Source organism: Ruegeria profundi, from assembly GCF_049800715.1.
In the GTDB taxonomy this organism is placed as follows: domain Bacteria; phylum Pseudomonadota; class Alphaproteobacteria; order Rhodobacterales; family Rhodobacteraceae; genus Ruegeria; species Ruegeria profundi_A.
Map to the genome: position 1 here is coordinate 105,874 of NZ_JBNAFO010000001.1, position 20,537 is coordinate 126,410.

The 20,537-nt window shown below is 58.4% G+C and carries 19 protein-coding genes; 9 read left to right on the top strand and 10 right to left on the bottom strand.

Going from position 1 to position 20,537, the window contains the following annotated elements; translation table 11 throughout:
* Positions 1-47: 47 nt before the first annotated feature.
* Positions 48-1,658 carry an arylsulfatase gene (locus ACP15L_RS00535; protein ID WP_425082747.1) on the bottom strand — a complete coding sequence of 537 codons (1,611 nt, stop codon included), beginning with the start codon at positions 1,656-1,658 and terminating at the stop codon, positions 48-50.
* Between the two features lie 198 nt (positions 1,659-1,856).
* On the opposite strand from ACP15L_RS00535, the gene ACP15L_RS00540 reads away from it, so the two are divergent.
* Positions 1,857-2,537 carry a Crp/Fnr family transcriptional regulator gene (locus ACP15L_RS00540; protein WP_170373655.1) on the top strand — a complete coding sequence of 227 codons (681 nt, stop codon included), beginning with the start codon at positions 1,857-1,859 and terminating at the stop codon, positions 2,535-2,537.
* A 1-nt stretch (position 2,538) separates the two neighbouring features.
* On the opposite strand, the gene ACP15L_RS00545 is transcribed toward ACP15L_RS00540, so the two are convergent.
* From ACP15L_RS00545 to ACP15L_RS00575, 7 genes are all read right to left on the bottom strand, one after another.
* Positions 2,539-3,762 (bottom strand): hypothetical protein, encoded by a 1,224-nt coding sequence (locus ACP15L_RS00545; RefSeq protein WP_425082748.1) that lies wholly within the window; start codon positions 3,760-3,762, stop codon positions 2,539-2,541.
* Positions 3,759-5,255: a VWA domain-containing protein gene (locus tag ACP15L_RS00550; protein ID WP_425082749.1), complete on the bottom strand. Its 1,497-nt coding sequence runs from the start codon at positions 5,253-5,255 to the stop codon at positions 3,759-3,761. Before ACP15L_RS00550 ends, ACP15L_RS00545 begins: the two co-directional genes overlap by 4 nt.
* Before the next feature lie 2 nt (positions 5,256-5,257).
* On the bottom strand, positions 5,258-6,241 hold the full coding sequence (locus ACP15L_RS00555) for a vWA domain-containing protein (protein ID WP_425082750.1): 984 nt from the start codon (positions 6,239-6,241) through the stop codon (positions 5,258-5,260).
* Positions 6,241-6,714, bottom strand: a complete 474-nt coding sequence (locus ACP15L_RS00560; protein WP_425082751.1) for a DUF4381 domain-containing protein — start codon at positions 6,712-6,714, stop codon at positions 6,241-6,243. The genes ACP15L_RS00555 and ACP15L_RS00560 overlap by 1 nt, the downstream gene beginning before the upstream one ends.
* Positions 6,711-7,658, bottom strand: coding sequence for a DUF58 domain-containing protein (locus ACP15L_RS00565; RefSeq protein ID WP_425082752.1), 948 nt, complete (start codon positions 7,656-7,658; stop codon positions 6,711-6,713). The genes ACP15L_RS00560 and ACP15L_RS00565 overlap by 4 nt, the downstream gene beginning before the upstream one ends.
* A 20-nt stretch (positions 7,659-7,678) precedes the next feature.
* On the bottom strand, positions 7,679-8,656 hold the full coding sequence (locus ACP15L_RS00570; protein WP_425082753.1) for an AAA family ATPase: 978 nt from the start codon (positions 8,654-8,656) through the stop codon (positions 7,679-7,681).
* Positions 8,657-8,822: 166 nt separating this feature from the next.
* Positions 8,823-9,908, bottom strand: coding sequence for an AI-2E family transporter (locus tag ACP15L_RS00575; RefSeq protein ID WP_425082754.1), 1,086 nt, complete (start codon positions 9,906-9,908; stop codon positions 8,823-8,825).
* Between the two features lie 139 nt (positions 9,909-10,047).
* On the opposite strand from ACP15L_RS00575, the gene ACP15L_RS00580 reads away from it, so the two are divergent.
* The 3 genes from ACP15L_RS00580 to ACP15L_RS00590 all read left to right on the top strand — a co-directional run bounded on the left by ACP15L_RS00580 (position 10,048) and on the right by ACP15L_RS00590 (position 13,090).
* Positions 10,048-10,914, top strand: a complete 867-nt coding sequence (locus ACP15L_RS00580; protein WP_425082755.1) for a YihY/virulence factor BrkB family protein — start codon at positions 10,048-10,050, stop codon at positions 10,912-10,914.
* Positions 10,911-12,800 carry a cytochrome c3 family protein gene (locus tag ACP15L_RS00585; RefSeq protein WP_425082756.1) on the top strand — a complete coding sequence of 630 codons (1,890 nt, stop codon included), beginning with the start codon at positions 10,911-10,913 and terminating at the stop codon, positions 12,798-12,800. Before ACP15L_RS00580 ends, ACP15L_RS00585 begins: the two co-directional genes overlap by 4 nt.
* Before the next feature lie 101 nt (positions 12,801-12,901).
* Complete coding sequence (locus ACP15L_RS00590) at positions 12,902-13,090, top strand: hypothetical protein (protein WP_425082757.1); 189 nt, start codon at positions 12,902-12,904, stop codon at positions 13,088-13,090.
* Here ACP15L_RS00590 and ACP15L_RS00595 read toward each other — a convergent pair.
* Together ACP15L_RS00595 and ACP15L_RS00600 are read right to left on the bottom strand one after the other, a co-directional pair.
* Positions 13,087-13,809 carry an RlmE family RNA methyltransferase gene (locus ACP15L_RS00595; RefSeq protein WP_170659518.1) on the bottom strand — a complete coding sequence of 241 codons (723 nt, stop codon included), beginning with the start codon at positions 13,807-13,809 and terminating at the stop codon, positions 13,087-13,089. The two genes, ACP15L_RS00590 and ACP15L_RS00595, sit on opposite strands and share 4 nt — an antisense overlap.
* Positions 13,809-14,921 (bottom strand): Ppx/GppA phosphatase family protein, encoded by a 1,113-nt coding sequence (locus tag ACP15L_RS00600; RefSeq protein WP_170373666.1) that lies wholly within the window; start codon positions 14,919-14,921, stop codon positions 13,809-13,811. The genes ACP15L_RS00595 and ACP15L_RS00600 overlap by 1 nt, the downstream gene beginning before the upstream one ends.
* A 180-nt stretch (positions 14,922-15,101) precedes the next feature.
* On the opposite strand from ACP15L_RS00600, the gene ACP15L_RS00605 reads away from it, so the two are divergent.
* The 5 genes from ACP15L_RS00605 (at position 15,102) to ACP15L_RS00625 (ending at position 20,509) form a co-directional block, all read left to right on the top strand.
* On the top strand, positions 15,102-16,988 hold the full coding sequence (locus ACP15L_RS00605; RefSeq protein ID WP_425082758.1) for a PhoX family protein: 1,887 nt from the start codon (positions 15,102-15,104) through the stop codon (positions 16,986-16,988).
* Positions 16,989-17,234: 246 nt separating this feature from the next.
* The gene (locus ACP15L_RS00610) at positions 17,235-17,531 is read left to right on the top strand and encodes a virulence factor (protein ID WP_170373668.1); all 297 of its coding nucleotides are present in this window, start codon (positions 17,235-17,237) and stop codon (positions 17,529-17,531) included.
* Positions 17,532-17,557: 26 nt separating this feature from the next.
* Positions 17,558-18,484 carry a methylenetetrahydrofolate reductase gene (locus ACP15L_RS00615; protein ID WP_425082759.1) on the top strand — a complete coding sequence of 309 codons (927 nt, stop codon included), beginning with the start codon at positions 17,558-17,560 and terminating at the stop codon, positions 18,482-18,484.
* Between the two features lie 9 nt (positions 18,485-18,493).
* Entirely contained in the window at positions 18,494-19,555 is a 1,062-nt protein-coding gene (locus ACP15L_RS00620) for a methyltetrahydrofolate cobalamin methyltransferase (RefSeq protein ID WP_170638737.1), read from the top strand.
* A gap of 126 nt (positions 19,556-19,681) precedes the next feature.
* Entirely contained in the window at positions 19,682-20,509 is an 828-nt protein-coding gene (locus ACP15L_RS00625) for a polyphosphate kinase 2 family protein (RefSeq protein ID WP_425082760.1), read from the top strand.
* Positions 20,510-20,537: the final 28 nt, after the last annotated feature.

The window sequence follows — 20,537 nt, forward strand, 5'->3', positions numbered from 1 at the left end:
AAAGGGCCGCCCCATGACGGGCGGCCCGGTATATTTGAACGCCGGTATTAGTTGTTGGTCGGCGTTGTCAGCTTCTCCATAACCTGATCTAGGTTGAAGCTTGCCGCTTTCTGGCGCGGTGGGAATTCCTCAAACGTGCTCAGGAACGTACCGACATATTGCTGGGCGGGAACCAGGAAATAGGCCCGATCCAACAGCCAGTCATAGTATGTGTTCGAGGTCCGGTATGCGCGCTCATACGGGTCGCGTCGCAGGTTGATGATCAACGGGATGCGCAGCTCGGTCCAGGGTTCGATCCAGGCGCGCAGGGTTGCCCATGCTTTCTGCTCCAGGAAGATCAGCTTCCAGTCCTCAAAACGAAGCGCCGTCAGGTCGCCATCATCCGAGAAGTAGAAGATCTCTTTCCGGGGGCTTTCGGTGGACTCACCGGTCAGCAAGGGCAGGATATTGTAGCCATCCAGATGCACCTTGTAGTCACGGCCCATACCAGACGAGCTATAGCCCGCTTTCAGCTTTTCCTTGATGTCCGGATCGCCGGCGACTGCAAGATAGGTGGGCAGCCAGTCCATATGGTGAACGATCTCGTTGGTGACAGAACCGGCCTCAATCTGGCCCGGCCAGCGCACCATCGAGGGCACACGCCATCCGCCTTCCCAGTTGGTATTCTTCTCACCCCAGAAAGGCGTCGCGGCGGCATCCGGCCATGTGTTCATGTGCGGGCCGTTGTCGGTGGAGTAGTGAACGATCGTATTGTCGGCGATGCCAAGCTCGTCCAGCAAATCGAGCAGTTGCCCGACATGCATGTCATGTTCAATCATGCCTGCGGTGTACTCATCGGCCACACGACCCGAGATTTCGTTGGCCTTGGTGCGCATCTCGTCCTTGACGTGGGTCCGGAAGTGCATTCGGGTCCCGTTCCACCAGACGTAGAAGGGCTGACCCTGCTCGTGCGCGCGGGTGATGAAGTCGATTGCGGCCGCCACGGTCTCATCATCTACGGTTTCCATGCGCTTGCGGGTCAGAGGGCCGGTGTCCTCGATCGTGCCATCGGATTTGGATTTGATCACGCCACGTGGGCCATACGCCTCGCGGAAGGTGCGGCCATCAGCCAACACGCGATCACCGGGATAGTCTTCGTTTTCCGGTTCTTCCTCGGCATTCAGGTGATAAAGATTCCCGAAAAACTCATCAAATCCATGGTTTGTCGGTAGGTGCTCATCCTTGTCACCCAGGTGGTTCTTGCCGAACTGACCGGTCACATAGCCGTGGTCTTTCAGTAGGCCGGGAATGGTCGGATCCTCGACCTGCATCCCCAGATCAGCACCGGGAAGGCCAACCTTGGACAAACCGGTCCGGAACACGGACTGACCCATGATGTAGGAGGATCGACCTGCGGTACAGGACTGCTCACCGTAATAGTCGGTGAAGATCATGCCTTCTTTGGCAACGCGGTCGATATTGGGTGTCTGATATCCCATCAGGCCCATCGTGTAGGCCGAGATATTCGACTGACCAATGTCGTCGCCCCATATCACAAGAATATTGGGCTTTTGATCCTGCGCCCAAGCCGGCAGGGCAAGGACAACGGCTACGGTGGCAACAGCGACCCTGCGCACTGCACTGCGCCAATTGTTAGCAATCATTCGTGGAGGTGACATGTAGTACTCCTCAGTAAACGGGAATTAATGGCCCGGTAATTTTATCGTTAATGGCAGCGGCCGACTTAAGGAAAAGACCGCGAGCAAGGTGTTGATTGTCGGACAAAAAACTATCTATTGGTCCGAGAATCGAACAGAACTAGATTAGGCTATGAAACGTATCGAAAACTTATCATATGATCGCTTTGAAAGATACTAATGTTTGATGTTGATGAGGATATCCGAACGCTGACCCAGTCGGATTGGTTTGGCGCGCGCGGCCACAAATTTCAGAGCGATCTTATGACCTGCGCCGTGCGAAAAACCTTTGATGCGGGGGAAACGCTTTATCTCTACGGCGATGAGGCAAATGGAATTCACGCGGTTCTCAGCGGCGCTGTTCAGATCACCGCCCCGGCCGATGATGGACAGGAATTTGTCGTGCATCGCGATGGGCGCGGGTTTTGGGTTGGTGATTTGGCGCTGTTCGCCGAAGCGCGACGCCTCATTAGTGTGATGGCGACCCAGAAAACCCGGGCCTTGTTCTTTCCCACCTCTCGGGTCGAGAGGCTGGTTCAGGACAACCCGGAATACATACGCGATTTCTACGCATTGACGCGCGAGAACATGAAAACATCCCTGCGCATCATGGCCAATCTGGCCGTCACGGGCACCGAGAAACGCCTTGTTTTGCGTCTGTTGCATCTGGACGAGGGTGCTGCGAAAGCCGACGGATGGATCATCGTATCGCAAGAGGAGCTGGCCGCGATGGTCGCGGTTTCTCAACCGACCTTGCATCGCAACCTGCATCGTTTGGTGGATCTGGGTCTGGTCGAACTCGGCTATGGGCGCCTTCGCCTGATCGACCGCAGCAAACTGATTGCCAATTGCCAGAGTTAATTTAGGGGTTCAGCGGCGGCAAAGCATCCTTGTCGCGCGCGACCGCATCTTTCATTGAGGTTAGGCTTTGCAAGGCGGAACTCCAGTCTTCAGATTGATCGCGACCGGAGTACCGGGCAGCGCCGATACGGGTCAGGCATTCCTCTAGCTTTTCTGCATTCTTAGAGTTGCCGCCACGCGATCTCCAAAGCTCCAACGCGGTATACGTCGCATTTAAATCATGAGCTTGTACCGCGGTCTTCAAAGCGTCTTCAGCATATCTCCGCGACGCGAGATACTGATCACGGTGTGCCTCTCTCAGATCGCGGATGCGTGCGGAAAGAAAACGCCACAAAGCACCAGTCGCAAAAAGGGCGATTGCGGTAAAGGCAACGAACTTTAGAACTGCGTCCAGACTTGGCGGCTGCCATTTTGGTGGCGCAAGCGTCAGGTCCGTCGCGGGAACTGAGGCGGTTTCGATCTGGTTGGTCTGCAGGTTGAACCAGTCGATGGAAACCTCGGGCAACTGCGCGTCACCTTCTTGCTGCGCGATATACACGACCTCCTCCTGACGTTGGCCGGACAACACTCCACGTTCTTCGGTTTCTGAAATCCGGGGTTCTTTGGGATAGGCGCGCAGCAGTGGGCTTTGCTGCTGCGGTGTCAGAACCGGGATCAACAGCGGCGTTGTACCAGAGATGCGGGCAGTCAATTCGCGCGTGATGACGTCACCGGCCTGCATGTCGGTTGGGCCTTCGAGTTTCTGCTCGAGGGTAAAACCGGTTGCGATGATCAACGGATCGAGGCCTTCCGCGCCACCCGGTATTTCTGCAGTGATTTTGACCGGAGGCAGGTCGACCGTGGCTTGTACCGGGGCATTCGTGACAGGATCGGCATAGGTCACGGCGACCGTCTGCGCATCGAAGGTGATGTCGCCGGCGATCAGAGGATACACTCGATAGCTGCGCTGGACACCCGACCATGTCTCGCCGTTCACGGTCTCACTAACCGGCCCCGAGGCCCGTTCGGGTAGGCGCACCAAAAGGTTCTGCTGCTCCAAGGAGGGAAATTCCGGCGGTTGAGGCATGAAGGTCGGCACCAGAACCTTGATCCGAACAATCGCTGGCTGGCCGACGATGACGGGCTCCTGCGGGGCCTCCACGGTGATCAGCGGGGCACTTGTTTCGTTGCCTTGTGCGAAGACAGAAACGGGGAAGAGGAGAATGAAGAGGAGCGCGTATCTCATTCCGTTCGCTCCTGATTTTCCAACAGGAAGCGATTGCGCAAGAAATCCTGCATGTCGGTATCAATGGTGCTGATCCATTGCTCCGCATTCAGCGTTTGTGGTCCGTCCTTGGGTGCTTGGACCGTGGTTTCGCTACCGCGCGCGTCGTCATTGTCGAACACAGTATCGTCCGCGCCGATGCCAGCTTCCTCGCCCGTGTCAGACTGCTCCCGGGTCGTTTCGACATAGTCCAAGATGGCCTTAGACACCTCAAGGTTATGTTGCGCCTCTGGCCAATCCGGGCGACGTTCCAGAGCGGTTTCAAACGCTGCAATTGCCGGGCGGTATTCGCGGTTTCGGATACGGGCCATGCCTTCGGCAAAAGCGGCCTCGGCCGTGTTCAAACCGGCGAAAATCTCAGAGGCCTGTTCATATTGTCCGTCTTTGAGATAGGCATAGCCCTTGTGATACGGGTCCTCAAACAGCTCGGCCGCGTCTCCAAACTGCTTCTGATTCATCGCAATTTGCCCCTGCTGATCCGGTGTCAGGAACCAATCCCGCCAACCCTCGGCGCGCGCGCCCGAGGGCGGAAGGACGAGCAACGCCAAAAGCGCCCAACGGATCACCCAACCCTTACGGAACCACAAAAGAGACATAAGCGCAGCGGGCCAGGCCAGCATCCAACCCTTGTCTTGCCAGTCCAAACGATCGTCATCGTCCAGGGCTGCGGTATAGGCCGACTGAATTTGGCGTTGCAGCCGAGAGATATCCCGGTCGTCATCCGTGAACGCAACAGTCGAAGCAGCGTGGACATTTCCCAGCTGCGCAATCCGGTCGTTATCGGGCAGCATGGTCAGGAAGAAAAGATCATGGGTTGGGGTGCTTAGAGCGGGAACCTGAGACGGGTCGAGATCGTCCAGAACGAACAAAACCGCACCCGGGCTCTCGCTTTCGTCCAGAATGGATTGTGCTAGCGCCAGGGCATCAGCGGCGGAATCACCTGGTTTGGGCATCACGGCTGGCGTCAGCCCCTCAAGCAGCGGGCGCAGAATGTTGGCATCTTCGGTCAGAGGCGCAACACGGTGAGGGGAACCGGCATAAGCGATCAGGGCGGTGCGTGCTCCGGCGCGTTCGTTGATCAGGTCGGCGATTTTGAACTTGGCCCGATCAAGGCGCGACGGCGCAAGATCGGTGGTCTCCATACTTTCGGAGACTTTAAGGGCGATCACCAACGGCGCGGTATCCGCGATAAGCGGGTTGGGCGCGCGCGACCAAGTTGGCCCCGCCGCCGCTAGAGTGACAAGCGTGGCGATGATCATGGCGACGTCGATGGGGTGAATTCGACGGTTCTCCTCCGCGCCCAATTGCAGGGCGGCAGCAAGATGTGGTGCGATCCCTGCAGTCTGAATGGATTGACGGGTGGGCTTAGGCCTGATCCTCCACCACAGAAACGCCATGGGGATGAGGAGTAACAGGTAATACACTCGGATAAAATGGAAATCCGTGAGGTCCATTGTCAGCTCACTCCCTTTTTTCGGTGGGAGAAATGGAACCCGGCTGTGCTAATCAGAATGGCCATCAGCGCCAGCAGCAAAGGAATATGAGACAGGCTTTGACGGGGTCGATAGCTTTGGGTTTCGACGGTTCGTGGGTTCAACTCATCAATGCGGGCGTAGGTTTGCGCCAAAGCTGTTGTATCGTCGGCAAAGAAATACTCTCCGCCCGTCCGGTCGGCTATGTCTTGCAGGGCCTGCAGGTCGACGCGATCTTCGCCAGAGGCGTTCGGGTCTCCGACGCCAATCGTGTAGATGACCACGTTTTTCTCGGCAGCAATGGCTGAGGCGTTTACCGGCGTCATGCGGCTTGAGGTATCGGCGCCATCGCTGAGAACGATCATCAGGCGCTGGTCGACTTCGCTTGACTCGAATGTGCGAATTCCCAAGCCGATCGCATCGCCAAGCGCCGTGTTTGGACCGGCCATACCGACTTGAGTTTGATCCAGGAACCCATTCAAACTATTGAGGTCTTCGGTGAACGGGGCTTGAATGAATGCGCGGGTTCCAAAGATAATCAAGGCCATCCGGTCGCCATCGCGCTCGGCAATGAACTGTTTCAAAACGCCTTTGACGGCATCCAGCCGTTGCATAGGCGCGCCAGATTCAGTCTGAAAGTCGCGCTGATCCATCGAGCCTGAGATATCCAAGGCAAGAACAACATCCCGCGCGGATTTCTCGATCACAATTGGCTCGCCCAAACGCTCCGGTCTGGCGAGGGCCAAAACCAGAAGCACCCAGATAGTGATGATACTGGCTGTTTGCAGTCTGGCGCGCTTTCGGATCACGGAGCCGGATTTTGGTTCAACACCAGCGGCTTGCGCGACTCGGCGAAAAAAGGGAATGCGGACGGAGGCCGTCTTCTCACGCCGAGGTGGGGCGAGGAAATACACGGCTGCGGGCAACGGCAGCAGGAGAAAGACCCAGGGAGCAGCGAAGGAAAACATCATGCGCTCCGATACGGTTTATGAGACTTGACCCAATGCCGGGCCATTTGCCTCAGGTCTTCGTTCGAAGGTGTCGCCTTGTATGGCGCTTCGGTCAACGCATGACTTAACTCTTGATTTAATGTATGTATATCAGAGGATTGGTTCAGAAACGTAATCCAATCCTCACCATATAGACCTGCGACCTGGTCCCTCGGGTATGCGGCCAAAGCCGTCCGCCGCAGCACCTCGGCGATCTTTGCAGAAGGGATGTCTGGCACCGACAGCTCTGCCAGAGCAGCACGTCGATAGGCGTTTGCGCGTCTGTGTTTGTGAACTACCGAGAACGCGGCGAATAAGACGATCAGCAGCAGGATTGCCAAAGCAGCCCATCCCCATGTCTGAGGCGTCATAGAAATGGGCGAAGGTTCGGGCGCGGGTTCGAGCATGTTCAGCAAGTCGACCAGAGATTTTCCGGTGGTGTCGATGCTCATCGCCGTGCTCCGCCATGTCCGAACAAGCGCAGCAACTGGTCCAGCGCCGGTTCCGAGGTCGTCAAGGGAACCACAGGGAACCCGTACCGGCGCGACCATTTGTTGAGCTGCGAAAGACGGTCCTCCATGGAGGCGCGGATTTTCGCGGAAAGCTCTGGATCGGAGCTGTCGATTTCGATCTGCGCGTCCCCGTCAGAGACGGTCAGTTTGAGGTCAGGTGCCAAGCTGCGCGATGTCGGATCGGTGACGTTGAACACAATCAGATCGTTCGACACGGCAAGACGGCGGAGCAGGGCTTCCGATCGGTCATCCAGCCCGTCGCAGTCCGAGAACAGGCAGATCAACCCGCTGGTTTGGCAGACACGCGCGGCCTCGGTCAGCATATCGTTCAAAGATAGGGTCGGTTCTGGCGTCAGGCCCGCATGCAGGCCAGAGTTGGCCGCCGCTATGGAAGACAACAGTCGCGTCAGGGCGGTTGCGCGGCGTTGAGGGCGATGTTCGGCCACGCTGGTATCGCTGAAGACGAGGCCGCCTACGCGGTCTCCCTGACCCAACACGCGATGCGCTGCAATCGCTGCGGCCTCGGCGGCGATGACGGATTTCATGTAGGCGACGGTTCCAAAGAACATCGAAACACGCTGATCGACCAGCAACAGGGCCGGGCGGTCGCGTTCCTCGGTATAGACCCTCACATGGGGGTCTCCGGTTCGGGCGGTAACCTTCCAGTCGATGGTCCGGATGTCGTCACCGGGAAGATAGCCGCGCAGTTCTTCAAAATTCAGGCCACGCCCGCGCAGTCGCGAGGCATGCCGGCCATTCAGGATCGACCGCGCGGGTTGACGGGGCAACAGGCTGAGCGCTCGGGCGCAGGGGCCAAGACGCACAAGCTGGTCGGCATCCACATGGATGCGCGGGTCTTTGGAATATGGCGCAGTCTGACTCATGCGGCCGGTATCCTTAAGGTTCAGGGCAAAGCAACCAAACGCAACAACTCGGCGATCACGTCATCTGCGGATTTGCCGGAACCTTGCGCCTCGAAACTGAGAGTCACGCGATGGCGCAGCACGTCATGGGCAATGGCGCGGATATCGGCGGGGTCGACATAGTCGCGTTCGTTCATCCACGCATGCGTGCGCCCGCATTTGTCCAAGGCAAGCGAGGCACGAGGACTGGCGCCGATCTCGATCCAACTGGCCAATTCGGGGCTGAGCGCTTCGGGCGTGCGGGTGGCCTGCACGATATCGGCCATGTAGCGGTCCATCGCATCCGAAACGTGAATCTGTCCGATCTCAGAACGGGCGTCAAAGATGGCGTCTTGCCGGATCGCTGGCGGACGTTCCTTAGGGGCATCTTCGCCTGCGGCTATATCTTCACCACGCACCAGACGGATAACCTCAACCTCATCCTCGACCGGAGGGTAGGTGATCTGCACATGCATCAGAAACCGGTCCATCTGCGCCTCGGGCAGAGGGTAGGTGCCCTCTTGCTCGATCGGGTTTTGGGTGGCCATGACGATGAATAGCGGCTCCATCTTATGGGTGGTGCCGGACACGGTGACCTGACGTTCTTCCATCGCCTCAAGCAGAGCGGCCTGCACCTTTGCGGGCGCGCGGTTGATTTCGTCGGCGAGGACGATGTTGGCAAAGATGGGGCCAGGTTCGAATTTGAATTCGCTGCCTTTATCCGTCTGTTGGTAGATCTCGGTCCCTGTCACGTCCGAGGGCAGCAGGTCCGGCGTAAACTGAATGCGGCTGAACTGAGCGTCCATGTTCTTGGCCATGGCCTTGACCGCGCGCGTTTTTGCCAGACCCGGAAGTCCTTCGATCAGTAGGTTGCCGTTGGCCAGAAGACCGATCAAAAGGCGATCAATCACCTCGGTCTGTCCAATGATCGACTGCGCCATGCGGGATCTGAGATCCATGATCTGATTGAGTGCGCTCATAAAAATATCCCGTTCCGGCCCGAAAGGCAGGCCGTGCAGCCTAGTACCTGCAGGGACCCGGATTCGGGATTTTCAAGTAATGAGAACATGTTATCAGCGCGATACCACGCAGACCAACAGGAATTCCGACTTCCTTATATTTGATTGTTTTCGCGCGTCGCCGGAATCAGCTGGAAACCGCGTCGTTACTGTCATCCCCAAGCCTGCCATCCAGAGACATCAGGATCGCGACGGGCCTCAGCGCGGGGATATGGCTGAAGACGATCAGGATACAGACAGTTAGGGGAACGCTCAGGAAGGCTCCGATCAAGCCCCATACGGTGGTCCAGAACATCAAGGCCAGTATGACCAGAAAAGTCGACATGTTCAGCGAACGGCCCAGCAACGCCGGATCGAGGAAATTGCCGATCAGGAACTGAATGGTACCGCAGCCCAGTACCACGATCAGAAACGGCGCGATGCTTTCGAATTGTACCAGGGCGATCATCGCAGGGAAGATGACGGCAATGATCGACCCGATTGAGGGGATGAAGTTCAGCGCAAAGGTCAGCACGGCCCAAGTCTCGGCATATTCAAGGCCCAGCAAACGAAAAATGCTGTAGCTGATGCCAGCCGTGATTAGGCTGATCAGGGTTTTGACACCAACATAGCGTTGCAGACTGATCGATATCGCATCCAGCATGGCCGCGAATTCTCGACCAGTTTGAGGGTTGCCGGCGGCCATCTGGATTTTCTTTCGAAACGCCAGACGCTCGGCCATCAGAAACGCAACATAGAGGCTGATCAGGAAGAACTGGTTCAGCAACGATGTCGCGCTGCCCAGTAGGATGCGGGCGACATAGGACATGTCGATGCTGACCAGATTATCCCGGATAAAACGCGTCACGTCGCTGCCGACCAATCCGGCGACGCGGTTCACGGCATTGTCGAATTGCTCCTCATAGGTGCCGACGGTGCGGGCGAACTGTGTGGCCTGACTACCGAGGATATACATAATCATGAAAAGGCCAGCCAGAACGACGGTGACACCCGCGATGTTGGCGAGCCAAACGGGGACACGCGTCAGGGCGGCGATCCGGTCACTCAGCGCGATAATCAGGACGTTGACCAGAAGGGCCATGGTCAGTGGGATCAGGAACGCAGCCCCGGCGTATAGCCCCAAAACCAAAAGGGTAGCGACAATACAGGTATCACGCACCACAGGCAGTGTGGCGCGGGGTACATCCGTGGTGGTGTTCGGGTCCAGAGGCATGTGCAAACCTGATTGAGCCATAGTACTTGATACGATCCTGCACAGGGCAAAGAGTTTATGCAATGCGCTCAATTATTTATATGATTGATTTTCCGCTTGGGTGGCTTCTACCTGTAAGGTGCGCAGGGTAGAGTTCTGTATGTCCAGTGCTGCGAATCCCATATCAAGCCGTTTGATAAAGGCGCTTTTCCTGGCCGTTCGGCGCTTTGGCGAGAAGAACGGCTTTGTCATGAGCAGCCATGTCGCCATGTCGATGATGATGGCGCTTTTTCCCTTTGTTCTGTTCACCGTGGCGCTGGCGGGCGCCTTGTCTCAAGGCTATGTGAACGACGAATTGATCGAGTTGATTTTCGGCGCGTGGCCACAAGATGTGGCTGAACCGATCGTCTCCGAACTGCGCGCGGTGTTGCAAAGCTCTAGCTCGGGCGTGATCACCATCGGAGGTCTGTTGGCGGTCTATTTCGCTTCCAACGGAGTGGCTGCGGTTCGGGCGGCGATGAATCAGGCCTATCATGATCAGGACAGCTGGCCATTCTGGAAAACGCGGCTGCTGTGCATTGGCTTGGTCATTCTGGGCGGCGCTGCGATCCTGATCATCGCCGCGGTCGAGGTTGTCTTGCCCGTTTATACACAGCTTGTGTCCGAGCATACGGATGTAGATGTCTCGAACTGGTTGTCGGTGGACCGGCTGCGCTGGACCTTCACGATTGCGGTTCCGGCGGGCACGATCCTGCTGGCGCATCTGATCCTGCCGACCGGTCGCCATCGGGTGACGCAGATCTTGCCCGGCGTTGTTCTGACACTCGTTCTGCTGGGGGCAGGAGGGTGGGGGTTTTCCATCTATATCGGCCAGTTCGCCAGCTACAGCGCAACCTATGCCGGGTTGGCGGGGGCGATGGCGGCGTTGATTTTCCTGTATCTGTGCGCGGCGATACTGATCCTCGGTGCGGAGTATAACGGCGCTCTGATGGATATACAGCGCGACGAAGAAAGCGCTCCGGCATGAGGTGGGTTTTGCTCTTTGTTGCATTGGCCAGGGCCGCCAACGCGCAGTCATATGTCGGGTCTGATCAATGCAGTGACTGTCACGTGGATGAGGCCGAGGCCTGGGCAAACTCTCACCACGCGCTGGCCTGGACCGAGGTTGGGGCAGGGAAGATGGTTGCCGATTTTGATGGCACCGGCTTTGAGCATGGCGGTATGTCGGTCCTGTTCGACCATAGCGGCGAGGTCCCAACCGCTCAGGTCACCGAAAAAGACGGTGTGATGACCGAATATGACGTCCACTCGGTCGTCGGTATTGAACCCTTGCAGCAATACCTGTTCGAAACCGATCCCGGCCGACTGCAGAGTTTTGATGTGGTCTGGGACACGGAAAACAAACGCTGGTTTCACCTCTATCCGGATCAGGATTTGCCCCCTGATGACGGGCTGCACTGGACTGGGCCTTACAAAAACTGGAACGCCCGGTGCGCCGAATGCCACGCAACGGGATTTGAAAAGAACTACGACGCGCAAACCCGCAGCTACCAGTCTAGCCAAGCTGAGATCGGCGTCGGGTGTGAGGCCTGCCACGGCCCCGGTTCGGCGCATATCGACTGGGTCAATGGCCGTATATTGCCCGAAGGGGTAGGCGAGGCCGGCTTCGCGATGTCATGGGGCAAAGGCCAGACCGAGGCGGAAATTCAGCAATGCGCAGGGTGCCATTCCCGTCGCGAGGCGCATGAGCAGGGCAACCCTCTGCCCGGAACGTCTTATCACGACGCCTACAATCTCGCGCTTCTGCGACCGGGGGCCTATCACCCCGACGGTCAGATTCTGGATGAGGTTTATGTTTACGGGTCCTTCCTACAATCCAAGATGTACGCGCAGGGCGTGGGCTGCATGAACTGCCACGAACCCCATAGCGCGAAGCTGAGGGCGGAGGGCAATGGGGTCTGCACGCAATGCCATTCACCGGCGGGTAATCCGGATTTCCCGACCCTGTCTCGCAAGGAGTATGACACCCCTGATCATCATCACCACCCCGAAGATAGCACAGGCGCGCAATGCAAGACGTGCCACATGATCGAGCGTGTCTATATGGGCGTTGACGGTCGGCGGGATCACAGTTTCCGTGTGCCGCGCCCTGATCTGGGTCTTGGTCAGGACGCCTGTACTGATTGCCACACAGACAAGGACCAGCCATGGGCCGCGGCGCAAATCGAGGGCTGGTTTCCGGACTCAACCCATCGCGGCCCGCATTTCGGTTCGGTGTTCGCTCCGGCAATGGCGGGGCAGGCGGACAATCCCGAAGGGCTGCTGGCGATTGCCACCGATCCGTCTCAGGCCGGGATCGTGCGCGCGACAGCGGCGTATCTGTTGCAACCCTTCGGCTCCCGTCAGGTGGCCGACGCCACGGCGGATTTGCTGACAGATGCTGACCCGCTTGTTCGGGCCAACGCCGTGACTTTGCAACGTCAGGCCTCACCCCGCGATCAGGTGCAACGGTTGGAGCCGCTGCTCTCAGACCCGCTGCGCAACGTTCGGATTTCGGCTGCGAAAGAGGTCCTGACAATTCCGCCCGAGGCGATGACCGAGGAACAGCGGGTTTTGGCAGGGCAAGCCGCCGCCGAGTGGCAAGGGGCTATCTCAAACCGTCTGGATTTCCCTGAAACCCATATGGTGCTAGGCGGAATGGCGCTGACCTTTCGCAACGCACCCGCCGCCGAGCGCGCCTTTCGCGAGGTCGTGACCCTCGACCCTCAGCGTTCGGAAGCCTGGCCGATGCTGGTGCAACTGGCGCAGATCAATCGCGGGCCGCAGGCCGCGCGTGAGGTCGTGCAGGAAGGCTTGCAGCGCATTCCCAATGATCCAAACCTGCAAGAGCTGTCCCGCCAACTCGGGCCATAAGAACGGCCCTTGCGTGCCCGTTTCGCGCCATCATCCCGGCAGATTTCACACGTAGACCTGTGTCTGAGGGTGTCAGGCCAACGGGTCGTAAAAGGTGTCACATGTCGGAACATGTTTTGAAACATCCTGCCTCACGGGGCAGGCAGGTCTCATTGGATCAACGGATCGCGGAACTTCGGAACCGCAAGCCGGTTGACCTGAACCATGGTGAGGGGCTGATGCTGCAAGGCATCGCAGCCGCGTCGTTACGCGAACAGCGGCTGGCCGGTCAGATCGCGCCCGAGGACTAGGCGCCGCCACGGAACCCGGTCGCAACCACGAATTTCTCGGAACTGTCCGAACGCGATGCAGGCGGTTTGACGTTTGCGACTTTCTCAAACTTCTGCTTGAGCAGCTTTTGCAAGTCGCCCTCGGCGCCACCTGCCAAAACCTTGGCCACAAAGGTGCCGCCATCCTCCAGCACATCAAAAGCAAAGTAAGCGGCGGTTTCGCACAAGGCCATGATCCGCAAATGGTCGGTCTGCTTGTGACCCGAGGACGCGGCGGCCATGTCCGACATCACAACGTCGGCCTTGCCGCCCAGCCACTCTTTGACCTTGAGGTCGGCGTCATCTTCCATGAAATCCAGCACATGGGCCGTCGCGCCTGCAACCGGTTCAACTTCTTGCAGGTCAACACCCAGAACGGTGCCGATACGCTTGCCGCTTTTCTCACCCAGTGCATTCACCCGCTTGACCGCAACCTGCAGCCAGCCACCGGGCGCACAACCCAGATCGACGACGCGCGCGCCGGGGACCAGAAAGCGGAATTTGTCGTCCAGTTCCAGGATCTTGAACGCAGCGCGCCCACGATACCCTTCGGCAGTCGCGCGCTTGACGTAGGGGTCGTTCAACTGCCGCTCGAGCCACCGGGTCGAGCTGAGCTTGCGCCCACGCGCCGTCTTCACCTTGACCTTCAGGTCGCGCTGTCCACGGCCTGAGGTGTTTTTTCCACTCGGTGTCTTCGCCATCAAAACGGTCCGTCTTCCAATACGCCGTCCGCGCTCATCTGCGCATAAAGCAGTCCTTCACGCAGCCCCCGGTCCGCCACGGAAAGGCGGTCGGTGGGCCAGCAACGCAAAAGGGCTTGCAAAATGGCCGAGCCGGACATGATCAGGGCCTGCCGGTCATCCCCAATCCGAGGGTCCCGGCGTCGCCCGTGAGGGCCGAGTTCTAAATACCCGCGTATAACTTTGTCAATCTGATCGCTGGTCATGCGCAAACCGTCCACCTTGGTCCGGTCATAGCGCTTCAGGCCCAAATGCGACGCCGCAACGGTTGTCACCGTGCCGCTGGTGCCGACGATCTGAAATCCCGCTCGGGTCTGTTCGTCCTTGTAGGGGGCGAAATCAGCAAGGTTTTCCTCGAAAAACCAGCTCATCAACGCAAACCGAGCCGAGTCATCCTCAACGTCATGAAACTGGTCGCGCAGGGTTGCAACGCCCAGTGGGACGCTGATCCAGTCCACGACCTTGGCGGCTGGAAAGGGGCTGTCGGCGGTGTGAAACCCGTTATGCAGACGCATGATTGCAGCTGGCCGATCGCGGCGCGGCACAGACGAGATGTCGATCCACACCAGCTCGGTCGAGCCGCCGCCGATATCGACGACCAGCAACTGCTCGGTCTTGGTCGACACCAGTGGCGCGCAGGAGATGACTGCCAGACGGGCCTCTTCCTCGGGCTGGATGATCTCAAGGTTCAGGCCGGTTTCGCGCCGCACCTGCCGGATGAAATCACGTGAGTTCTTGGCGCGCCGACAGGCCTCGGTTGCGACCAGGCGCATCCGTTTGACCTTGTTGCGCTTCAGCTTTTGCTGGCAGATCCGCAGCGCTTGAACAGTGCGCGACATCGACGCCCGGGACAGTCGTCCCGTGCGTTCCAACCCCGCGCCCAACTGCACGGATTTGGAAAAACTGTCGACCACATGGAACCCGCTCCCCTTGGGTTGGGCTATCAACATGCGGCAGCTATTTGTCCCCAGATCCAACGCCGCATAGAGTGCATCTGGATCGGGTCTTGCCGGCGCGGGGCTTTCGACCGCCTTCGGGAACGCGCCCGCACCTTTGGGACGCTTGGGCGCCATTCGTAACGCCCTCCGATTTTCGAGTTAAGTTGACCCTAGGCGGGGTCTCGCCGACGCGCAAGTGATTTCAATTTTGAATTTAACGTGAGTGTCACACAGCGTTCATACTGAAATGCAATTCCCGTGCCGATCCCCATTTCGGGATTCTCTACAAGCTTACAGCCAGATACGGAGACTGCCATGAAAGATGAGCGCACCCTGTCCTTCGATGAATTTGACGAAGTCGTAAATCCGCGCCCCGAGGAATGTGAATTCGACCGCGTGGTCGAGCGCGCCTTGTCGCGACGTGGCTTTCTGGGGGGCGTTTTGGCCATGGGCAGCTTTACCGCAGTAGGCGGCTCGCTTCTGCCCACAGGCGCGCGCGCGTCAGCTGATCGGTTCTCGTTCGAGGCGATTCCCGTCTCGACTGCCGATGAGGTGGTCGTGCCCGCAGGCTACAAGGCCGAAGTCATGGTGCGCTGGGGGGACCCGCTGTGGTCCGACGCGCCGGAATTCGATCCTGCGACCCGTGGCACCGCCGCCAGTCAGGAGCGCGCCTTTGGCGACAACACCGACGGTCAGGACGTTTTCTTCCATGACGGTCACGTTCTGTTGGTCGTGAACAACGAATACACCAACCGTGACATCCTGTGGGGTAACAATCCGGACGCCAAGGCGGCCTCGGACGACGATGTCGCAAAGGGCATGATGGCCCATGGTGTGACGGTGGTCGAGATTGCCAATACCGACGGCAAGTGGGGCATCGTCAAGGACAGCCCGTATAACCGCCGCATCACGCCGCAGACCGACATGACCATCACCGGACCGGCTGCGGGCCATGACCTGATGAAAACCGCCGCTGATCCAACCGGCACGACCTCAAAGGGGACGTGGAACAACTGCGGCAACGGCTTGACGCCTTGGGGCACCTATCTGGCCTGTGAAGAGAACTTTAACGGCTACTTCTCGGCAGAAGACGAAGCCCACGAAGTCAGCGCAGAGCTGAAGCGCTACGGCGTCTCTTCCAAGGATTGGGGTTATGGCTGGGCCAAGATCGACGACCGTTTTGACGTCTCGAAGAACCCCAATGAACCAAACCGCGCCGGTTACGTGGTTGAGATCGACCCTACCGACCCGACCTCGACCCCGCGCAAGCTGACCGCCCTGGGCCGTTTCAAGCATGAAAATGCCGAGTCTGTGGTCAATAATGACGGTCGCGTTGTCGTCTATATGGGCGATGATGAGCGCGGCGAGTTCCTGTACCGTTTCGTCTCGGACGGTGTCTATGCGGCGGGCGTCGATACCAACGCGCTGCTGGAAAACGGCACGCTGTCGGTTGCCAAGTTCAACGATGACGGCACCGGTGAATGGCTGGACCTAACGCCCGAGACAACCGGATTGGCCTCGCAGGCTGAAATCAGCATCCACACCCGTCAGGGTGCGTCTGCTGTCGGCGCGACCACCATGGACCGCCCGGAATGGGTAGCTGCCAACCCGAACGTAGCCGAGGTCTATTGCTGTCTGACCAACAACAAGAACCGGGGCGTCAAGCCGAATGCCGGTGGGGATGACACCTCGGTCAACGGTCCGAACCCGCGCGAGGCCAACAATTATGGCCAGATCGTGCGCTGGCGTCCCGAAGGCGGCGATCATACCGCGCCCGGCTTTGCCTGGGATCTGTATGTGCTGGCGGGTAACCCGAATGTCCATCAGGACGCCTATGGCGGGTCGGACAACGTCAATGCCGAGAACATGTTCAACTCGCCTGATGGTCTGAAATTCGACAGCAACGGTCTGCTGTGGATCCAGACTGATGGCAACTATGGCAACGAAGGTGATTTCGAAGGTCAGGGCAACAACCAGATGCTGGCAGGTGACCCGGTCACCGGCGAAATTCGCCGCTTCCTGGTCGGCCCGAATGAGTGCGAGATCACCGGCCTCAGCTGGTCGCCGGATCGCCGCACCATGTTTGTGGGCGTCCAGCACCCCGGTGAGGACGGCAACAGCCACTGGCCCGAAGGCGGCGATGCCGTGCCGCGCTCGGCCATCATCGCGGTCACGCGCGACGATGGTGGTTTGGTCGGCTAAGGCCAAAAACGCCCTAAAAAATAAGCCCTGGACGGTATTCCCGCCCGGGGTTTTTGCTTGTGTTGAGCCATCCTCATACAAGCGTTGAAAGTTTTGATATCTGGTTTTCTGTGAAACCCGGCTAAAACGACTGTACACCGTCATAGGCAAAAAGGTCGCTTGGAAGGCGCTGGGTGTCGAAAACCGACCTCCTTAGCCCAATATAGACGTTTAGAACCGCCCCATTGGTTAGGAGGAATCACAGCTATGCCTGACGTCACCATCGTGTACTGGCGCGACATTCCCGCTCAGGTCATCGTCGGCAAAGGCCGTCGTGGCGCAAAGCGGCAGTTGGAAGAACGGTTTGAACAGGCCATCGACCGCGCCGCAATGAAGGTGAATGCCAAGGACAGTGATGCCTACCTGGCCGAATGGCGTAAAGCCGAGCCTTTCGCGGTTGAGGGCGACCCGTCCGAGATTGCCGAAGCGCAGGCTGTGCGTCTGGAAACGGAATACGATCAGGACCGCATCAAAGCACTGATCGCGAATGACGGTTGGGCATGAGCCCGAAATCTATATGGGAGGCCGCAATGGCTTTGCTGAACTTCAAGAAACGTGATGCCGCCGAAAACGGCCCTGTAAATCCGACCGTCGAAGCCTTTCTGCAGGGCTACTCGATCGAGGTAATGCCCCGGACCGCCGAAAAGGTCGAAGATTTCCGCGCGCTGCTACCCGAAGGCACCCGTGTCTACATCGCCCATATCGAGGGCACTCCGATCGAAGACATGGTGAAAACCGCTAAGCGCATCGCCGCCGAAGGTTACCCGGTCATGCCGCACTTCCCGGCGCGTATCATCAAGGATGCCGCGACGCTGGAGAACTGGATCTCGATGTATCAGGGCGAAGCGGGCGTTGATCAGGCGCTTCTGCTGGCCGGTGGTGTCGCCAAGCCCCATGGTGATTTCGACAGCTCGATGCAGCTGATGGAATCCGGCCTGTTCGATAAAGCAGGTTTCAAGCGCCTGCACGTTGCTGGTCACCCCGAAGGCAACAAGGATATCGACCCAGACGGCTCGACCAAGAATGTCGACGACGCGCTGCGCTGGAAGCAGAAATTCAGCGAAACCACCGACGCCGAGATGGCGCTGGCCACGCAGTTCGCATTCGACGCAAAGCCGATCATCGAATGGGCGAACGGCCTGAAAGAGGCGGGGATCGACATCCCGGTTCATATCGGTATCGCAGGCCCTGCCAAGTTGCAGACCCTGATCAAGTTCGCCATCGCCTGTGGCGTTGGCCCGTCGCTGAAAGTTCTGCAAAAGCGCGCCATGGATGTCTCCAAGCTGCTGCTGCCTTATGAGCCGAACGATGTGATCACCGAGCTGGCCGAATACAAAGCGGCGAACCCGGATTTCAACATCACCAATGTACACTTCTTCCCCCTTGGCGGCATCAAGACCAACGCCAACTGGGCCATCAACAACGGCGGCGCTTCGGCTAAGCCGGCCAACGCTTAAGGAACGGACATGACCCGTACAGTCGTAGAATCAAAAACAAAAACCGCCGTTCTGGGCTTTGACGAACCGTTCTGCGTGATTGGCGAGCGGATCAACCCTACGGGCCGGAAGAAACTGGCCGCTGAGCTTGAGGCGGGCGACTTCTCGACCGTTGAAAAAGACGCGCTGGCCCAGGTCGCTGCAGGCGCAACCGTTCTGGATATCAACGCAGGCGTTGTCTACAACTCGAACCCCAACCCGAACGAGACCGAGCCGCCGCTGATGCGCCAGATCGTTGAGCTGGTTCAGGGTCTGGTTGACGTCCCGCTCTGCATCGACTCGTCGGTTCCCGGCGCGCTGGAGGCCGGTCTTGAGGCGGCTGAAGGCCGTCCGCTGCTGAACTCGGTCACCGGCGAAGAAGAGCGTCTGGAGCTGGTTCTGCCGCTGGTCAAGAAATACAACGTTCCGGTTGTTGCGATCTCGAACGACGATACCGGCATCTCGGAAGACCCCGATGTGCGGTTCGACGTGGCCAAGAAAATCGTTGAGCGCGCTGCCGACTTTGGCATCCCGGCGCATGACATCGTTGTTGACCCGCTGGTTATGCCGATCGGCGCGATGGCAACGGCTGGCCAGCAGGTCTTCGCTTTGGTCCGTCGTCTGCGTGAGGAACTGGGCGTGAACACCACCTGTGGTGCGTCCAACATCTCGTTCGGTCTGCCGAACCGCCACGGCATCAACAACGCGTTCCTGCCGATGGCAATGGGTGCGGGCATGACGTCCGCGATCATGAACCCGGTTGCTCTACCGACGACGCAGAAGAAAATCGCCGAGAAGAAAGAGGCCGTTGCCGCCGCCGGTATCATCCTGCCCGAAGGCATGGATGATGAGGCCTTCGTTCAGATGTTCGGTCTGGGCTCGACCCTGCCGCGTGCCGGTAAGGAGATGGAGGCCATCCGCGCCGCCAACCTGCTGACCAACAACGACCCGCATGGCGGCGCATGGATCAAGTTCAACAAATCGCCTGAAGAAGCGGCTGCGGCCGGTGGGGCAGGCGGTCGTCGCGGCGGTGGCCGTCGCCGTCGCGCTTGATTTTCTGAACTATCAGATCAAAGGCCGGGCCCTGCGCCCGGCCTTTTTCGTTTGACCCTGATCAATGCAGCAAGCGTGATATCGTAGAGACTGGGGTGGTCTTTTCCGCAACGATCAGGTGCTTTCATGTCCAAACATCACCCTCCAAAACTGGCCGACGCAGACCTGAGTGAGAAGTTGGGCAAGAAGGTCTATTTCGACAAGCTGATCGATCTGCAGGCGAAACTGGCACGTATTCAGCAAGCTTTTCTCTTCCATGGAACCAAGGGTGTAATCGTCTTTGAAGGTTGGGATGCCGCTGGCAAAGGTGGCACGATCCGCCGTATCAGCCAGGCGCTTGATCCGCGCAGTTTCAAAGTCTGGCCGATCGGCGCACCGCGCAACTACTATCTCAACCGCCACTATCTGCTGCGGTTTTGGGAACGCTTGCCGCCAGAAGGTGCAATCTCGGCCTTTGACCGCAGTTGGTACGGGCGTGTTCTGGTGGAACGGATCGAGAAGTTCACTCCGGAGAAACGGTGGCGGGCGGGATATCGAGAGATCAACGATTTCGAGCGCATGCTTGTTGATGACGGCACCCGGATCGTAAAGCTGTTCTTTCATATCTCACAAGACGAACAAATGGCGCGTTTCACAGAACGCCTGCGCAACCCATTGAAGCGCTGGAAGCTGACTTACGAGGATTTCCGCAATCGCGAACGTTGGGACGAGGCCGGGATCGCCGTCGATGAGATGCTGGCGCGTACATCAACGGAGATTGCACCGTGGCACGTTATTCCGGCTAACAACAAAAAATCTGCGAGAATCAATGCAATGCAAACCATCGTTGATGCATTCTCAAAGGACATAGATCTAAACCCACAGCATTTGGACAAACGGACTTTGGACGCGGCGTGCGAGGCATTGGATGTTGACCAATCATTGATCGACTCTCTGCGGGCGAGGACAGAGTAATCCATAAACCTCACCGAAAGGCGCTTGC

What these genes read in the sequence shown, in the direction of transcription:
- ACP15L_RS00565 (WP_425082752.1), bottom strand. Translation starts at nt 7,658, where the DNA reads ATGAGTCAGACTGCGCCATATTCCAAAGACCCGCGCATCCATGTGGAT.
- ACP15L_RS00610 (WP_170373668.1), top strand. Translation starts at nt 17,235, where the DNA reads ATGCCTGACGTCACCATCGTGTACTGGCGCGACATTCCCGCTCAGGTC.
- ACP15L_RS00620 (WP_170638737.1), top strand. Translation starts at nt 18,494, where the DNA reads ATGACCCGTACAGTCGTAGAATCAAAAACAAAAACCGCCGTTCTGGGC.
- ACP15L_RS00555 (WP_425082750.1), bottom strand. Translation starts at nt 6,241, where the DNA reads ATGTTTTCCTTCGCTGCTCCCTGGGTCTTTCTCCTGCTGCCGTTGCCC.
- ACP15L_RS00625 (WP_425082760.1), top strand. Translation starts at nt 19,682, where the DNA reads ATGTCCAAACATCACCCTCCAAAACTGGCCGACGCAGACCTGAGTGAG.
- ACP15L_RS00605 (WP_425082758.1), top strand. Translation starts at nt 15,102, where the DNA reads ATGAAAGATGAGCGCACCCTGTCCTTCGATGAATTTGACGAAGTCGTA.
- ACP15L_RS00585 (WP_425082756.1), top strand. Translation starts at nt 10,911, where the DNA reads ATGAGGTGGGTTTTGCTCTTTGTTGCATTGGCCAGGGCCGCCAACGCG.
- ACP15L_RS00580 (WP_425082755.1), top strand. Translation starts at nt 10,048, where the DNA reads ATGTCCAGTGCTGCGAATCCCATATCAAGCCGTTTGATAAAGGCGCTT.
- ACP15L_RS00615 (WP_425082759.1), top strand. Translation starts at nt 17,558, where the DNA reads ATGGCTTTGCTGAACTTCAAGAAACGTGATGCCGCCGAAAACGGCCCT.
- ACP15L_RS00540 (WP_170373655.1), top strand. Translation starts at nt 1,857, where the DNA reads ATGTTTGATGTTGATGAGGATATCCGAACGCTGACCCAGTCGGATTGG.
- ACP15L_RS00560 (WP_425082751.1), bottom strand. Translation starts at nt 6,714, where the DNA reads ATGAGCATCGACACCACCGGAAAATCTCTGGTCGACTTGCTGAACATG.
- ACP15L_RS00575 (WP_425082754.1), bottom strand. Translation starts at nt 9,908, where the DNA reads ATGCCTCTGGACCCGAACACCACCACGGATGTACCCCGCGCCACACTG.
- ACP15L_RS00545 (WP_425082748.1), bottom strand. Translation starts at nt 3,762, where the DNA reads ATGAGATACGCGCTCCTCTTCATTCTCCTCTTCCCCGTTTCTGTCTTC.
- ACP15L_RS00590 (WP_425082757.1), top strand. Translation starts at nt 12,902, where the DNA reads ATGTCGGAACATGTTTTGAAACATCCTGCCTCACGGGGCAGGCAGGTC.
- ACP15L_RS00570 (WP_425082753.1), bottom strand. Translation starts at nt 8,656, where the DNA reads ATGAGCGCACTCAATCAGATCATGGATCTCAGATCCCGCATGGCGCAG.
- ACP15L_RS00600 (WP_170373666.1), bottom strand. Translation starts at nt 14,921, where the DNA reads ATGGCGCCCAAGCGTCCCAAAGGTGCGGGCGCGTTCCCGAAGGCGGTC.
- ACP15L_RS00535 (WP_425082747.1), bottom strand. Translation starts at nt 1,658, where the DNA reads ATGTCACCTCCACGAATGATTGCTAACAATTGGCGCAGTGCAGTGCGC.
- ACP15L_RS00595 (WP_170659518.1), bottom strand. Translation starts at nt 13,809, where the DNA reads ATGGCGAAGACACCGAGTGGAAAAAACACCTCAGGCCGTGGACAGCGC.
- ACP15L_RS00550 (WP_425082749.1), bottom strand. Translation starts at nt 5,255, where the DNA reads ATGGACCTCACGGATTTCCATTTTATCCGAGTGTATTACCTGTTACTC.